Consider the following 14,409-nt stretch of genomic DNA (forward strand, 5'->3'; position numbering starts at 1 on the left):
ACCGCTCAATTAAATTGAGCGGTATTTTTATTTATACCGATCGCCAAATAAGCATAAGCGCTAACAATAAAACGCTTCAATCTTGTGCACCTACCTTCACGAACGAATACTGTTTAACCAATGAGTGGCCAAGGAAAAACAGCAAATACCTTTAAAATCGATCTCTTAAAGCAGCACTTGCTAACTTCAAGGGTTTTAAAGCTCTTGTTCTACGTCAACTTAAGTTTAAAAGTCATCTCTGTTTGGCTGATAAACCCACAGCCCCAGCTCGTATCTTAACAATCATAAGTGAACGAATCATTTTTAATCAAACCCAAAAAACCTTAAAAAACATAAATATAGAATCAAAAAACCACTTCATTCACATATTAATCCACAGATTATGTGGATAAGAATTATATAAAGTGAGAGTTATACACAGCTCCCGGTATTTATTTGACATAATTCACTATATTTATTCACAACCCACTTAAATCATCATCAGGACCACGATGCGTGAGCGCGTGAATTTGATGTGCAACGCCAACCACGTCTTCCACATCCAGCAGCACCGCAATGCCTTGACCTTCTTCTTGATCAAAATCAGCCACAGCACTAATCGTATTTAAGATAGGTTTCGCCAAATGACTTTCTACCACAAACAATAAGACGTCGCGCTGCGACTCGAGATTCAAACCAAAGAACGTTTTTTTACGATGCACTCCCTCCCCCCGCGCATTGTTAATCACAGTCGCACCTGTCGCGCCAGCAGCGCGAGCCGAGTCTAATACCAAACTGGTTTTTTGATCGTCAACAAAAGCTAGAATCAACTTAAATTTCATCTTATTCTCCAGATAAATCAGAATGGGCTAAATAATGAGTAATTTGTGCATAAGCTAATACCGAGATAATTGGAAACAAACTAGCAAAAGCAATCAGACCAAAACCGTCCAAGAGTGGACTACGCCCAGGCACAGCATCAGCCAAACCTAATCCCAATGCAGTCACTAAAGGCACGGTCACTGTCGAAGTGGTCACTCCACCACTATCATAGGCCAAGGGAATGATCGCTTTCGGAGCAAACAAGGTTTGTATTCCAACCAATACGTAACCAAAAATAATGTAATACTGTAGCGGGTCACCTACCACAATTCGGTAAGAACCTAGGGCGAGACCGAAAGCGACACCTAAAGCAACCGAAACACGTAAACCACCAATCGAAACCACTCCCCCAGAAACGGCATTCGCTTTAATCGCCACGGCTAATAACGACGGTTCTGCAATCGTGGTGCTAAAACCGATCGCTGCAGAGAATATGTAAACCCATAGGTAGGCCTGCCAATGACTCCCTGGGGCATCACTCAGCGACACAAAACCTAGATGGGTTAATTGGATCGCCATAGTTTGCCCCAAAGGGAATAAAGCCTGCTCAAGACCCAATAAGAACAATACCATCCCCAGCACCACAAAAAATATCCCCATTAATAACTGACGAGGCTGATGAAGCGGCTTTTTAATAACCAGATATTGAAAGACTAGAATTGTGAGTACAATCGGAAAAATATCGCCTAGCGTGGAAAACAAGGTCTCGAAAAACTCTAGCCACCAGCGCATCAATAAATAATCCCGTAAAGCATCACAAAAATCATCGGCGTTAACGAGGCTAGAGCAATCAAACCAAACCCATCTAATAAGGGATTTCTTCCCTCAATTGAAGCCGCTAAACCGATCCCAAGTGCAGTAACTAAGGGGACGGTGATTGTCGAGGTGGTGACACCTCCAGAATCATAGGCGATACCGATAATTTCTTCGGGAGCAAATATGGTAAGTATCACAATCAAGCCATAACCCGCGATGATCATCAGATAAAGCGGCCACCCTTGAATAATACGGATCACCCCAATCACAATGGCTAAGCCAACCGCAAAGGCAACACTTAAACGCAAGCCTGCGGCATATTCATCCATGCTCCCCTTATCCGATGCAATATGCTGCGCTTGGGCTGCAACCTCAGCCGCTTCCCTGGTAACAGCGATCAGGGCAGGTTCAGCAATGGTTGTCCCAAATCCCAAACAGAATGCAAAAGCCAATAGCGCAGCCAAGCTTCCCTTATTGGCAAAAGCATGCGCCAGTTGTTCGCCAATCGGAAATAAACCAAGCTCCAAGCCCATCACAAAACAACTTAAACCCACCACGACCATCACCGTACCGCCGAGGATCTGTAGAACATTTGGCAATGAACTGTCTAATACAAACCATTGAAAAAACAGGATCACGAATACAATCGGCGAAATGTCCCGAATACTTTTAAGCAGAGATGAAAAAAAATGTGAGAACCGAAACCCCATACCACGCCTTTGAGCTGAAATAAGCCCTATATCAAGCGTAGCAGAGCAAAATCCAGCTCGAGACAATGACCATAAGCTATCACTCGAACTGTGAGGGCGGTGGTCGTTTAAACTGGATTATTTTTAAAAATGAGTACTTTTAGGCCGTCATCCTCTGACTTCTCCAATACCCTTTCGGGACGTTCAAGCGTCGTCAGCAACGACAGTTGGGGGCACTCACTTTCAACAACATCAATGAGAAACTGACAACCAAGCCAGGGGGCGTTCAAGCAAAGCATCGCCAAGCCCTCCTCCGCTAATAAACTCGGGAGTTGACGAATTATCCGAGGGTAATCTTTTTCGACTAAAAAACTACCTTTTTGCATTGATGGTGGATCAGCGATCACCAAATCATAGGGACCATGTTTACGCAACTTGCCCCAAGATTTAAACAAATCATGACCAAAGAAACGGGCTTTCTTATCATCAAGTTGATTGAGTCTTAGGTTATCCCGGCCAACACTTAGCGCAGCCTTACTCATATCAATATTCACCACCGCTTGCGCACCACCAGCCAACGCAGCAACGGCAAACCCACAGGTGTAAGAAAACAGGTTAAGAACTCGCTTATTATTGGCCTGCTCTCTGACCCAGCGTCGGCCACTGGCCATATCAAGAAATAACCCAAAGTTTTGATGTCGTCCCAGTTCAACCTTATAACGTAAACCCTGCTCCATCACCTCAACAGGTGTCTGTTCACAGCCCCACAAATGGCGAACCGGAGCCATCGGCTGATCTCGCTGTTGTAAAAAAACGCCTTCTACTAAGGACGGTTCACTGAGTTGAGCAACCAATTCGGCTAACGGCTCATCAGCCAATGGCGCGTAAGCAACGATCAGCATCACTGGCGGAAGCCATTCAATATTAAATGCCTCGGCACCAGCGATACAATGCCCTCTACCATGCAGCACTCGCAAGGCTTGCCCATCGAGTGTGGGTAATTCTACTCTCATCTACTACTTAACTCTCTTTTAGGTCGTCTGGGTGGCTTAAGATCCGTGAAAACCAATGGCCGCTATTACTCGACTCAAGGCCAATTTTTACGATCATGGTTAGCGGCACCGATAGTAACATTCCAACACTACCAAATAACCATCCCCAAAAAATCAATGATAACACTACGACCAAGGAGGACAGACCTAAACCTTTACCCATGATACGTGGCTCCACGATATTACCCATCACCAGATTAACCGTTACATATAGCCCAGCCACCGCCAAAGCCTGACTCGGCCCTAACTGAAGTAGCGCTAATAGCACAGCGGGTACGGCAGCAATCAGCGAGCCAACGTTAGGAATATAATTGAGTAAAAAAGCCAAAATGCCCCATAACACGGCATAATCCAGATCGAGCAAACTCAAGACAATGGTGATGGGGATGGCCGTGCCAAGGCTAATCATGGTCTTAACCGCAATATAACTATTGACCGACTTGAGAAATTTGTTCACCTGCGACATGCGAACATCGGGATTATGAATCGCATCATGTACCCGCTGCGGCATCGTATCGGCCTCTAACAACATGAATATCGTCACCAATAAAATGATAAAAATATTAGCAGCTGCACCACTTAAACCAGTTAAGGTATTGGCGAATACCCCCAATATCACCCCAGGATCGAAATAATCAGTGACCACACTCATCGATAGATCAATATCAAACCTTGCGGCGAAGGTAATCAACTTCGCGAGATGAACCAGTAGCTGCTCTCGGTAGGCTGGAATAGACGATCTAAAATCACTAATAGAGCTCCCCACTACACCAGCCAATAACAAAATAACGCTCACGATCAACAGTAACACTGCCATCACAGCAAGTACCCGCGGGATACGAATACGCGTCAAAAAACTCACCACCGGACTGGCAATAATGGCGATGAATAGAGATAACAAAAAAGGGATCAGCACTGGGGTTGCAGCTTTTAATCCAGCCAATACCACAATCAGGGCAGCTGCGGTCACCAAACCATGGCGTATCGAAGTTGGTTGATTCACCGAACACTCCTAAAATATTATTTGATGCTCAGCAGTTTAGCTTGCATCAGCGCTGGCGAAAAGGCTAAATAAAAACCTATCAATCATCTGGGGTCACCAATGTATTACCTTTGTAGTCTGGGGAGCAATATTCAACCGCTGCAACACATACCGCAGGCAGTAAAGCAGCTTTGTATTCGTTTGCACCCCATCACCTTTAGTGCCTTTATACAAACCGCACCCTCACAACTGCAATCAAAACATGATTTCATCAATGGCTTGGCCTGGTTTCATTCCCATCAATCAGCCCCCACGCTAAAACGTTTTTTCAATCAACTAGAAGATTTTCATGGCCGCAATCGCAAAGATCCCCTCTCCAGTGACAAAGACCGCCCCTTAGATATTGATTTAATCGGTGCAGCTAAGCAGCCTCAATTGTTAAGCCTGTTACATCCAGATGAATTTTTAATCCCACTACATCAACAGTTATTTGGTCAAAACGTCGAGCTACAGCAAGTCGTAGAGTTTGAGTTATGCATTGATCATCAGCCAGGTTTACCATTGGGCCAAGGACCGACCACCATCAACTTTGATAGAACAACCGGTCAAATAGTCGTTTTCAATCAATAAAATCATGGTTTGCCAGATGGGTGCGAAGCCCCCCTCTTTCGCCAAAGGCGTCTGTGCCAATACCTGCTGGCGATGCACCTTAGTATGTTCAGTTAGGAATTGCATCGGCCCCGGTTCAATCGCATTCACTCGAACCGCAGGCGCCCAATGGGTCGCATAAGACCGCATTAAATTCGCTAAACCTGCTTTCGACGCACAGTAACTACGAAATGCCGAGTGGGGTTGTTCAGCATAAATATCGGTTAACATCACTACACTGCCCTTTGCCCTAACTAAAGCCGGATGCAAGGCTTCATTCAACAATTTAGGAGCCAACATATGCACGGCATACATCGCGTCAAAAAAATCGGCTTGTTGTTCAAGGCTATGTTGTTGCTCATCTTGGAGAAACAATGAAGCATTATGGACCAGCACATCTAAACGAGTACATTGCTGAGTCACCGCTTGAATAAAGGCCAACAAGGACGAACGTTGACTGAAATCGGCTTGGAATAGACTCACGCCACGTGCGCGTAACTCATCTAACCCGCTTCGCTCACTGCGATATTGGCCTATAACCTGATAACCCAAGTCAAGAAATTGATGTGCAAGAAAAAAACCCAAACGGCGGCCAACCCCGGTGATTAAAACAGTCGTCATGCTCTACCCTTCCTATAAAACTCTGCTATTGTTGACTAAATTAAGGCGTAATATTACAAGCTCTATATAAGGAGTTGTGGTTAACGATGAAAATTTTACTCACAGGCGGAACTGGTTTTATCGGTAGCCGACTGGTAAAACATCTACAGTTTAGTCATGAACTAACCGTTCTATCACGTGCGCCCATTAAAGCCTACCAGAAGCTAGGGCACAATCTATTGGCAATCCCTTCGCTCAAGGATTTAACCGACTTAAATGAGTTTGATGCGGTAATTAACCTAGCCGGAGAGCCGATTGCTAATCGACGCTGGACCAAACATCAAAAACAGCAGATCTGCAACAGTCGGTGGCAAATCACGGAACAACTTCTGCTTTTATTTCAACAAAGCCAACAGCCGCCCCATACCTTTATTAGCGGCAGCGCCATTGGCTATTATGGCACTCAAGGAGAACAGGATCTTGATGAATCGAGCATGATTAAGGATGACTCATTTCCTCATCAAGTATGTAAACAATGGGAAGCAATTGCGCTACAAGCCCAGTCAAGTCATACCCGGGTGTGTTTATTACGCACCGGCGTAGTGATGGGCATCGAAGGTGGCGCATTAGCCAAAATGTTGCCAGCATTTAAACTCGGCTTAGGTGGCCCGATTGCCAATGGTCAACAGATGATGTCATGGATCCATATTAGTGACTTGGTCGATGCCGTGATTTTTTTGTTAAAAAATCAACACTGTCACGGCCCATACAACCTTACAGCCCCCACCCCAGTGAGCAACCAGCTGTTTAGTCAAACCTTAGCCAAACAACTAAAGCGGCCCTGTTTCGTGCGAACTCCGGCTTGGTTACTCAACACGGCTTTAGGCGATATGGCCAGTCTCATCACTGAAGGGCAAAAAGTGCTGCCTGCTCGCCTAAGAGAGGATGGCTTTAGCTTCCGCTATAAAGAAATAAATCATGCACTTAAAGAAATCCTGGCGAAGAATTAACGGCAAGTTCACTAAGACGCCGCCAAGAGCAACTCGAACAAGCACTCTTATATAGTGCTCAATCAAGGTTATTCTCACCCACCGAGTATGCGAGCGTCTGACTAATGGTGGCCAAAGGTAGACCACTTTGCAACTGCCAACGGTTAAACACCTGTTGCACCGTATTTAAACCCTTCACACTAGTCGGCTGCTTATCCACAACACCACGATTCACCAAATAAGCCACCACGTCCTTAGACAAAATAAAGGTATCTTTGCCCATTCTTCGCAAGGCATAGGCCGCTGAATTCCCCCCCAAGCGAGCGCCCTGCTTTTTTAAATATAGCCACAAACCAACAATATCATCGTTGGGCCAATCCGCTATAAATTTAGCAAAACTGCCATGCTCAGCCGCAAGTTTTAAAATCATCTGCGCGTTGACTGGTACTGTGATTATTTTCTGACGATTACGGATAATGCTGGCATCATTAGATAAACGCTCAATATGAGAATCATCCAGCAACAACATTTTTTCAGGCTCAAAATCAAAAAACGCTCGTTCGAAATCGGGCCACTTGTTTTCGACAACTCGCCATACAAAGCCCGACTGAAAAATCACTTTAGTAAACATCGACAACCAACGGTCATCACTCACGGTGGATAAATACTCAGAACTGAATGGCGCAGTTAAGAGATGTTGAAGTGCTGCATCACCACCTTTACGCTCGGCGGCTCTCTGCCAAATTGATGAAAAATCTTCTACCAAACTACAATCCTTAATTCATTGTCAGTTAAGCGCTCACTACGATTTACTTAAAACCAAGATAGTAAATCTTGTGAGTACTTAGATAAGTAAATTCTATCAGGCACTTATATTCAATGCTGTATTTAAAGCTTTATCAAACCAATTTTACCGAGCCAAAGCGTAAAGTACCCGACCTGCTGGTCGAGATTCTATGGGCAAGGGTATATGCCGCCGTCGCCGAAGGCACCTAGCATGAAGACTGCTTCGCTTTGTCGCTGATGTTTTCAGTGAATTTTATTCACCACTGGCTACCAAGAGCTAATGACGCATTCATATAGAGCAAACAATGAACCTGCAGGCTCTAAAAAATGAACCAACTTGATTGCCCAATTAAAATTAGCCTTGTGTCCTTGCCGCAAGCTTATCCATTTGGTGGGTGCAGAAATACACTAGGCGGCGTCACTCATTCGCTAAACGATGTTGATGCATTTTAAAATACTTGCTTTTACTCTCCTTTCTAAATACACTTAAGTACCTTAACCATTAAGATGCTTAAGCATTCTTATTACCCACTGTTAGCAATCAATGCCAATGCTCTATTTTTAACACTTAAAGGCGCTTAACGAATATGGACCATCTACCCCAACTGATTACAGCAACATTTCGAGAAATAGCCATTATTCATGAGCGCATGGAAATTATCTTAAAGGAAAACCTGCCATCTGAACTGCCAACCTCCCAGTTCAAATTACTCAATCACCTTATTTACACAACCAACAGCCAAGAGACCGCCAGCCAGCTAGCGAAAAATTCACATGTGAGCCTGTCTGCGATGAGTCAAATAATTAAGCAATTAAGCAATAAAGGTTATGTTTCCTTACAGATCCGCGACCACGATGCGAGAAAAAAAACAATTTTAATAACCGAACAAGGACGTATCGCTCACCAAAACGCCTTAACGCAGATTGATATTGTCCTTAAATCATTTGCCCCTAATTTTAGCCTGGTCGACATTCAACAACTGTTCAAATTAATCAATCAGTTTCGCCGCGAGTTTGAACAACACACTTAGTTATGGAGAAATATTATGCGTGAACATTCAACACATGCGCGACCTTCGGCTTCTAGGTCAAAAACCAAAAAACGAAATGGTAATAGTCGATCTTGGGTGAGTATTAACCTTGTTGGCGCATTAATGGGCATGGCCGTTACTGGTGTACTTTCTTATGGAATGGCTTATAACGAAATAATAGCAGGTATACATACTTGGTTCGGTATTGCATTCATCCTGTTAATGGCATTCCATTTACGGAACAACTTTAGAGTTATCCTCACTTATTTAACTCAGGATAAAGCTAAGCTTTGGTTAACCACCAGTGTGGTGAGTATATTAAGCCTTACGCTCGGAGTCATATTAGCAGTCCCACCATTTAGTAGCGTATTAAGCTTTGGTCAAGAACTTCGTAAATCAGTGACTCTTAGTGAAGGAAGTTATCAAACATTAACCACCCACATTGGCAGCAATGGTCTTCCAATTTCAATTGAATTGCGTAAAGGGGAGCACTATGAGTCGGAACCACAAGCACTGTTTTTAGGCATGACTTACACCACTGTGCCCCAGGTCGCTTTTTGGATTGAAGATTTGGCCGGTCACTATATTGATACTTTATACGTTACTCAAAAAACCAGTAATGGCGGTTTTATTCCTAACGAGGATCTATTTGGCTTGGTGAGTCGCCCTGAAGCCCTCCCCTATTGGGCACATCAACGTGGAGTAAAGTATAAAAACAACCTCATGGTGCCGGATGCTAATAATACTGATTTAGATGGCGTGACTGGTGCAACTCCCCTCGGAAACTACGATATTAACAGTAAAGTGAACAGCGCTTTGCGACAGTTTAGAGTGATGATGGAAATAAATCGCTCTTATGATTTCAATTCTTATTACACCAAAGACAAATATCCTCAAGACCCTATTTATAGTGGTTCTGGTTCATCTGGACAACCCTCGGTGATCTATGCAGCATCAATCGATTTAGATGATCCACAAAGCACTTATCTAATGAAACCGATAGGTCATGGGCATTATTCTGGGGCTAACGGTATTCTATATACAAACATGACAGGTATCGACACCGCCTTGCAATTGGTTCAACGTGTCATTATCGATATCTAAGATGCGAATCTTCGTTTAAAAGTCCTATAACCCTGGAATAATGGCCAATATCTCTCGTGAAAACAGCCGCAATGCATCGAGAGTTTTGGCCTTTATACAAACCTTTGGTCAATGCTTGGGAGCGGCCTTTATCGGCATCATCCTTGATATTCTGAAGTTCAGGCGAAACAAGTTTAAAATTGGTGCATAAACACAATGACCAAATTAACAAGGGATCAACTTCATGTCCTCAAACACCGAGCACAATTACGGCGCCTATAATATTGACTCCAAAAGCTGTCCCGCAAGGGCTTTTTCGATAGCTTCGCAGACAGTTGGATACAACTTATCTTAGAGCTACTCGCAAAAGGTTCACGCCGCTTCAATAGGATAAAAAGTGAGGTGAAAGGCATTTCCCAGAAAATACGGTTCTGGTGACTGTTGAGTATCAGCCCTCCCTTGGAGAGTCCTTTTCCAAAACGATAAAAAACTTTGCGCGTTGGACTGAGCAAAACACTTATCAGGTAAAACTGGCTCAAACTTCCTATGATGCTAGTCATCCGGGCAAATAATGTCGCAAAAAGTAAAAGCCTCAGGGATCTTACTGAGGCTTTTTATATACTAAACATGCTTGTTAGCTTCGCTCCGTTATCCAGCTTCGTTTTCCACTGCGACCAGCAAAAATGTCGAGTTAAATATTTACCGTCCACACTTGACACTAACTGCGTAATATTTTTTGCATTATCCCCGCTCCAGATGGATCGGTAATATTACAACGCGACCAAAGCCACCTTCCGAGACGGTGACGACTGGAGTCTGGCATTCAAAACCGGCCCTTGGCTTGTCTTACTGCTGCAACCCGCTCACTGCAACTATCAAACGCCAGCCTCACTACCGCAATGAATCGCGAGGACCAGTTGTTGATTTTTTTAATATTAAATACAAGCATTGTCTGGAAAAACGTCATATAAACGGTTTATAGTTTTCATGAGTTGATTGCCGAGACCTGCCTATCATGCCAAGCAAACTAAAGCATCCTTTTGAGTTTGAGCCCGATTATGGCTTTAGTTTGCCCGAACTAGATGCACTTCAGCCAAATGACGCACCTGAAGATTTTCAGTCGTTTTGGCAACAAAAGTATCGACAAGCCTTAGCGGTTGCGCCCTATCTTTCGCTACAAGATACTCAGCAGGTTCGTGGTTCCTGGCGCATTTTCGATTGTTATTACAACTCTACCAAGCAAGTCCGTTGCGGTGGCTGGTTACTACTGCCAAAGTCTGGCCACATTAACGCAGCCATAATTAGTGCGCATGGTTATGGTGGCATTCGTGAGCTTAACTCAAGGCTCTCGCTCAAACATACTGCGATCTTAATGCCTTGTGTTCGCGGCATTGGCCGCAGTGCCAAAGCGCCGATATCTGATAACCCAATGTGGCACGTATTACATAATATCCAAGACAAACAACGTTATATCATCGGCGGATGTGTACAAGATTTGTGGTGCGCAGCGACTGCTCTAATCCGTTTATTTCCACAAGTGACTAACAACCTGGGATTTATGGGGAGTAGCTTTGGTGGGGGGCTTGGCATTTTTGCCTGCGCCTTTGATAAGCGAATTCAGCGGGCGCATTTCCATGTCCCCACTTTTGGTAATGTACCACTCCGCTTAAAATTACCCACCCTCGGCAGCGGCGCAGCCTTGCAGCAATTTTATAACGCTGAGCCTCAGTTGGCGCTGTCGACCCTACGTTACTTTGATTCAGCAACCGCCGCCCGTTATCTCAGCATACCCAGCCATTGGGCCTTAGCCTTATTCGATCCCTGTGTTGCCCCCCCCGGTCAATTCTCTGCCTACAACCAAGCGCCGCAGCCAAAGCAACGCTTTTTGCTTAGGGCTGGTCATTTTGATTACCCCACAAAACAACAGCAACGCCAACAGTTAGAGCAAGAGCTGGAACTTTTTTTTGAACCTTTGAGTGAACCTTATGAATCGTGAATATCATCGATGGTGGAGTCCCAACCTCAACCGAGACATGGAACTGCTTATATTTGGCCACGCAGGCGCAAAAGTATTAGTTTTCCCAACCCGTGGCGGCCGCTTTTATGAATATGAAAACCTGGGCTTAGTGAATGCTATTGCCCCCAAAATAAACCAAGGCCAATTACAACTGTATTGCGTAGATAGCATCGACGCCGAAAGCATGTATTGTTTTTGGGCGCACCCTTCGGGGCGAATTACCCGCCACCAGCAATACGAAAATTACATATTACGTGAGGTGCTTCCGCTGATGGCCGCAAAAAATGAACATCCCTGCACAATTTCTCATGGCTGTTCACTGGGCGCTTTTCATGCCGCGAATATCGTGTTTCGCCATCCTCATCTATTTAATAAATTGGCAGCCTTTTCCGGGCGCTTTGACCTGACTTGGCAAGTAGAGTCGTTTACTGATTTATTTGATGGTTTCTACGATGAAAATATTTATTTTCATACACCGACCCATTATTTGGTAAACATGAATTGCCCAGAACGGCTCTCAGAGCTGGCCAATACCGAACTGGTCTTTACCATTGGCAACCAAGATCCCTTCCTGCAAAACAATCATATGCTCAGTCACATTCTACATCACAAAGGGATTAAGCATCATCTGGTTGAATGGGAGGGGCGAGCTCACCGTGGCCGTTACTGGCGACAAATGACCCCGCTATATTTGTAAATTCTAGCGCCTCACGATCACTGTCGCTTCCAGCTGCAAAGGCTTGCCTAATTGTTGGATGATTTGATCTTTTAGTTGATCTAACTGAGCATCGTTCACCGCATGAGATGACACAAGTTGCAAACTTAAGACCAGCGGCTCAACACTTTGCACACGCACCGAACGAACCAATAAAAACTCAAAGCTTTGCCCTTGCAAGCGCTGCACGATATGCGCTTCTTCAGACCAACGCATAAAACTAAAAGCCAAAGGAATACTAACCACCGTCACCGCAAGCAAGGCAATTGCTAAACCTTTCTTCGCTCGCGTAAAAGGAGCAAAACCCAGTGCTAAAAAAGTTAAAGCCGCAGAAAAGACAATTCCCGCAAAGTTAGTTAGAAATAATAAAAATGCACCGCCCGCAACATTCAGATCAAACCAGCCAAGACCGATCCCGGTGACCGCCAGTGGTGGAACCAAAGCCACCGCAATAGCAACCCCCGCCAAGCTTTTGGCCGCATCAACACGTGCATGCGCATAGGCACCAGCAATGCCGGAGATAATAGCGACCGCCAGATCCAGTAAATTGGGACTCAATCGAGCAGCAATTTCAGAAGTGACAACTTCCATAGGCATAATGAAGCTGGCCAAGGCAGCAAACCCCAAAGCAACAAACAAACCAGTCGTTAAGCTTGCGATGCTTTTAGTCATCAAGCTAGAGTCTTGTCGAGTTAAGGCCATTGATAAAGAAATAATAGGCGCCATCATCGGTGCCAATATCATTGCCCCAATAATCACCGGTGCAGAATTTGCAAACAAACCAATACTCGCCAATAAAGTAGACAAAGTCATTAACATCAAAAAGGCTGACGAGGTGGTAGCATTGTCACGTAGCAATTGGTAAAGCTCTTTAAACTCTTCAGTTGCAGCATGCGCGATTAAAGGCAGTGGATGTGCGGCCATTGCGGCAATAGCCTCTCCCCGAGGAAGTTTGCCAATCTTACGATTCTCTTTGACTGCCGTGACATTATCTAGATAAACAAAATCGGCAGAAGGAAGCAGCCGTAATTGCCGATGACAGCATTCAACATGCAGCCGTTGACTGGATGCTTTGACACCATCGAGCCAATAGTCAAACTGATGATTCGCTTCAATTTCAATCGATTTAGATTTGATCAAACTAAGAAAGCTCGGTTTTTTTACCACCCGACCAAACATGGCTAACAATAAAAAACGTAACATTTCCATGATGCTACGTGGCGCTATCAACATACTTTGCAACATACCGTCGTTAGCGTGGGTGTCCTGTAAAATTTGCTTCGATAACATCGAGCCATGAGCATGTTCAAGTATCACTACGCCGACTACGGTGGTGTCTAAAATTATCTCACTGGCGGTCGTTAAACGCAGTCGTTGAGGCATGATCTTTGAGACTTTAAGAAGGTTACGCCAAGTTTGCAGCACCCGTTGACGCCATGGCGCGTTATGACCACCAGGACGCAAATTAAAACTATGCCCAACCACCAGATGATTCAACACAACCAGCCCATTACAACGTAATACGTCTACGTTGATAGAGGGTGCCGTCTGTAAATGATTTATCGACTTTTCAAGATCAGAGCTTAAAGCAAAACCCCGTTTCGCATGACTCGCAAGAGGGTGTGGCAAGATGGCAAGAGTCCATCCTTGTTCAAGCGCTAAAGCAATTGCCAATGACAATTGCGCGTCACTTAAATAGCAATACACGAGGCTATCCGCTTCAAATATTGGCGGCTGTTGTGGATCCCATCCCTTGGGTAGTACCACCTGAGTAAATAGTGGTAAAATTTTATTGCTGACCAAGTCATGCTCAAGCGGATCAAATAATAAGAAACTATCAGCCATTCGCCTATCCATATCTAGCATACAGCCTCCCAGGATCTGTTGAGGCGACTCCATTAACCTACAACAAACTAAGCCAATCACCCAATCATTGCAACACGACTAATAAGCTATTGCATGATTAAAAAACTCAATGGAAATCGTCAAAAATAGTAATGTAAACCGAATAAAGGCGAGCTTAGCACCAATTTATATCACTTTGCATAAGGCGTTATTGGAGAGCCTAGACAACTTCGGTATCTTCAAGCGCACGCGGTTATTTACTCCAAAAAAAACATTGCCGAATAACATTTAACCATCAATTCGCTGTGATTTAATCATATCTAAGATTTTCCAACTAGTTCAGCCGATGACAAGC

15 protein-coding genes are annotated in these 14,409 nt (G+C 44.4%); 7 read left to right on the forward strand and 8 right to left on the reverse strand.

Translation table 11 applies throughout. The features are described 5' to 3' along the window. Positions 1 to 458: 458 nt before the first annotated feature. The 5 genes from ACRRS0_RS15775 to ACRRS0_RS15795 form a co-directional block, all read right to left on the reverse strand. The gene (locus ACRRS0_RS15775) at positions 459 to 821 is read right to left on the reverse strand and encodes a P-II family nitrogen regulator (RefSeq protein ID WP_432452250.1); all 363 of its coding nucleotides are present in this window, start codon (positions 819 to 821) and stop codon (positions 459 to 461) included. A 1-nt stretch (position 822) separates the two neighbouring features. Continuing rightward, positions 823 to 1,593, reverse strand: a complete 771-nt coding sequence (locus ACRRS0_RS15780; RefSeq protein WP_432452249.1) for a DUF1538 domain-containing protein — start codon at positions 1,591 to 1,593, stop codon at positions 823 to 825. Continuing rightward, positions 1,593 to 2,327: a DUF1538 family protein gene (locus ACRRS0_RS15785; RefSeq protein ID WP_432452248.1), complete on the reverse strand. Its 735-nt coding sequence runs from the start codon at positions 2,325 to 2,327 to the stop codon at positions 1,593 to 1,595. Before ACRRS0_RS15785 ends, ACRRS0_RS15780 begins: the two co-directional genes overlap by 1 nt. 107 nt (positions 2,328 to 2,434) lie before the next feature. Further along, a complete protein-coding gene (locus tag ACRRS0_RS15790; RefSeq protein ID WP_432452247.1) occupies positions 2,435 to 3,319 on the reverse strand; it encodes a class I SAM-dependent methyltransferase in 885 nt (294 codons plus the stop codon). Between the two features lie 7 nt (positions 3,320 to 3,326). After that, on the reverse strand, positions 3,327 to 4,361 hold the full coding sequence (locus tag ACRRS0_RS15795) for an AI-2E family transporter (protein WP_432452246.1): 1,035 nt from the start codon (positions 4,359 to 4,361) through the stop codon (positions 3,327 to 3,329). A gap of 99 nt (positions 4,362 to 4,460) precedes the next feature. On the opposite strand from ACRRS0_RS15795, the gene ACRRS0_RS15800 reads away from it, so the two are divergent. After that, a complete protein-coding gene (locus ACRRS0_RS15800) occupies positions 4,461 to 4,970 on the forward strand; it encodes a 2-amino-4-hydroxy-6-hydroxymethyldihydropteridine diphosphokinase (RefSeq protein WP_432452245.1) in 510 nt (169 codons plus the stop codon). Here the strand turns inward: ACRRS0_RS15800 and ACRRS0_RS15805 are convergent. Then, positions 4,896 to 5,609, reverse strand: a complete 714-nt coding sequence (locus tag ACRRS0_RS15805; RefSeq protein WP_432452244.1) for an SDR family oxidoreductase — start codon at positions 5,607 to 5,609, stop codon at positions 4,896 to 4,898. The two genes, ACRRS0_RS15800 and ACRRS0_RS15805, sit on opposite strands and share 75 nt — an antisense overlap. 86 nt (positions 5,610 to 5,695) lie before the next feature. Between ACRRS0_RS15805 and ACRRS0_RS15810 the strand changes: the two genes are divergently transcribed. Continuing rightward, on the forward strand, positions 5,696 to 6,598 hold the full coding sequence (locus ACRRS0_RS15810; protein WP_432452243.1) for a TIGR01777 family oxidoreductase: 903 nt from the start codon (positions 5,696 to 5,698) through the stop codon (positions 6,596 to 6,598). Between the two features lie 58 nt (positions 6,599 to 6,656). Here ACRRS0_RS15810 and ACRRS0_RS15815 read toward each other — a convergent pair whose 3' ends face one another. After that, positions 6,657 to 7,343: a DNA-3-methyladenine glycosylase I gene (locus ACRRS0_RS15815; protein WP_432452242.1), complete on the reverse strand. Its 687-nt coding sequence runs from the start codon at positions 7,341 to 7,343 to the stop codon at positions 6,657 to 6,659. A 607-nt stretch (positions 7,344 to 7,950) separates the two neighbouring features. Here ACRRS0_RS15815 and ACRRS0_RS15820 point away from each other — a divergent pair. From ACRRS0_RS15820 to ACRRS0_RS15840, 5 genes are all read left to right on the forward strand, one after another. Then, positions 7,951 to 8,394 (forward strand): MarR family winged helix-turn-helix transcriptional regulator, encoded by a 444-nt coding sequence (locus tag ACRRS0_RS15820; protein ID WP_432452241.1) that lies wholly within the window; start codon positions 7,951 to 7,953, stop codon positions 8,392 to 8,394. Positions 8,395 to 8,409: 15 nt separating this feature from the next. Continuing rightward, positions 8,410 to 9,498, forward strand: coding sequence for a DUF4405 domain-containing protein (locus ACRRS0_RS15825; protein WP_432452240.1), 1,089 nt, complete (start codon positions 8,410 to 8,412; stop codon positions 9,496 to 9,498). Positions 9,499 to 9,816: 318 nt separating this feature from the next. Further along, complete coding sequence (locus ACRRS0_RS15830) at positions 9,817 to 9,915, forward strand: hypothetical protein (RefSeq protein ID WP_432461129.1); 99 nt, start codon at positions 9,817 to 9,819, stop codon at positions 9,913 to 9,915. A 577-nt stretch (positions 9,916 to 10,492) separates the two neighbouring features. Further along, complete coding sequence (locus ACRRS0_RS15835) at positions 10,493 to 11,473, forward strand: acetylxylan esterase (protein ID WP_432452239.1); 981 nt, start codon at positions 10,493 to 10,495, stop codon at positions 11,471 to 11,473. Further along, positions 11,463 to 12,191 (forward strand): esterase family protein, encoded by a 729-nt coding sequence (locus ACRRS0_RS15840; protein WP_432452238.1) that lies wholly within the window; start codon positions 11,463 to 11,465, stop codon positions 12,189 to 12,191. Before ACRRS0_RS15835 ends, ACRRS0_RS15840 begins: the two co-directional genes overlap by 11 nt. 3 nt (positions 12,192 to 12,194) lie before the next feature. On the opposite strand, the gene ACRRS0_RS15845 is transcribed toward ACRRS0_RS15840, so the two are convergent. Continuing rightward, complete coding sequence (locus ACRRS0_RS15845; RefSeq protein WP_432452237.1) at positions 12,195 to 14,054, reverse strand: TIGR00341 family protein; 1,860 nt, start codon at positions 14,052 to 14,054, stop codon at positions 12,195 to 12,197. Positions 14,055 to 14,409 lie beyond the last annotated feature (355 nt).

The sequence above is a fragment of the Agarivorans sp. QJM3NY_29 genome (assembly GCF_050870835.2).
In the GTDB taxonomy this organism is placed as follows: Bacteria; Pseudomonadota; Gammaproteobacteria; order Enterobacterales; family Celerinatantimonadaceae; genus Agarivorans.

Bases quoted from the DNA above. Each gene is read 5' to 3' on its own strand.
- ACRRS0_RS15775 (WP_432452250.1), bottom strand. From the start codon at position 821: ATGAAATTTAAGTTGATTCTAGCTTTTGTTGACGATCAAAAAACCAGT.
- ACRRS0_RS15780 (WP_432452249.1), bottom strand. From the start codon at position 1,593: ATGCGCTGGTGGCTAGAGTTTTTCGAGACCTTGTTTTCCACGCTAGGC.
- ACRRS0_RS15785 (WP_432452248.1), bottom strand. From the start codon at position 2,327: ATGGGGTTTCGGTTCTCACATTTTTTTTCATCTCTGCTTAAAAGTATT.
- ACRRS0_RS15790 (WP_432452247.1), bottom strand. From the start codon at position 3,319: ATGAGAGTAGAATTACCCACACTCGATGGGCAAGCCTTGCGAGTGCTG.
- ACRRS0_RS15800 (WP_432452245.1), top strand. From the start codon at position 4,461: ATGTATTACCTTTGTAGTCTGGGGAGCAATATTCAACCGCTGCAACAC.
- ACRRS0_RS15805 (WP_432452244.1), bottom strand. From the start codon at position 5,609: ATGACGACTGTTTTAATCACCGGGGTTGGCCGCCGTTTGGGTTTTTTT.
- ACRRS0_RS15810 (WP_432452243.1), top strand. From the start codon at position 5,696: ATGAAAATTTTACTCACAGGCGGAACTGGTTTTATCGGTAGCCGACTG.
- ACRRS0_RS15820 (WP_432452241.1), top strand. From the start codon at position 7,951: ATGGACCATCTACCCCAACTGATTACAGCAACATTTCGAGAAATAGCC.
- ACRRS0_RS15825 (WP_432452240.1), top strand. From the start codon at position 8,410: ATGCGTGAACATTCAACACATGCGCGACCTTCGGCTTCTAGGTCAAAA.
- ACRRS0_RS15835 (WP_432452239.1), top strand. From the start codon at position 10,493: ATGCCAAGCAAACTAAAGCATCCTTTTGAGTTTGAGCCCGATTATGGC.
- ACRRS0_RS15840 (WP_432452238.1), top strand. From the start codon at position 11,463: ATGAATCGTGAATATCATCGATGGTGGAGTCCCAACCTCAACCGAGAC.
- ACRRS0_RS15845 (WP_432452237.1), bottom strand. From the start codon at position 14,054: ATGGCTGATAGTTTCTTATTATTTGATCCGCTTGAGCATGACTTGGTC.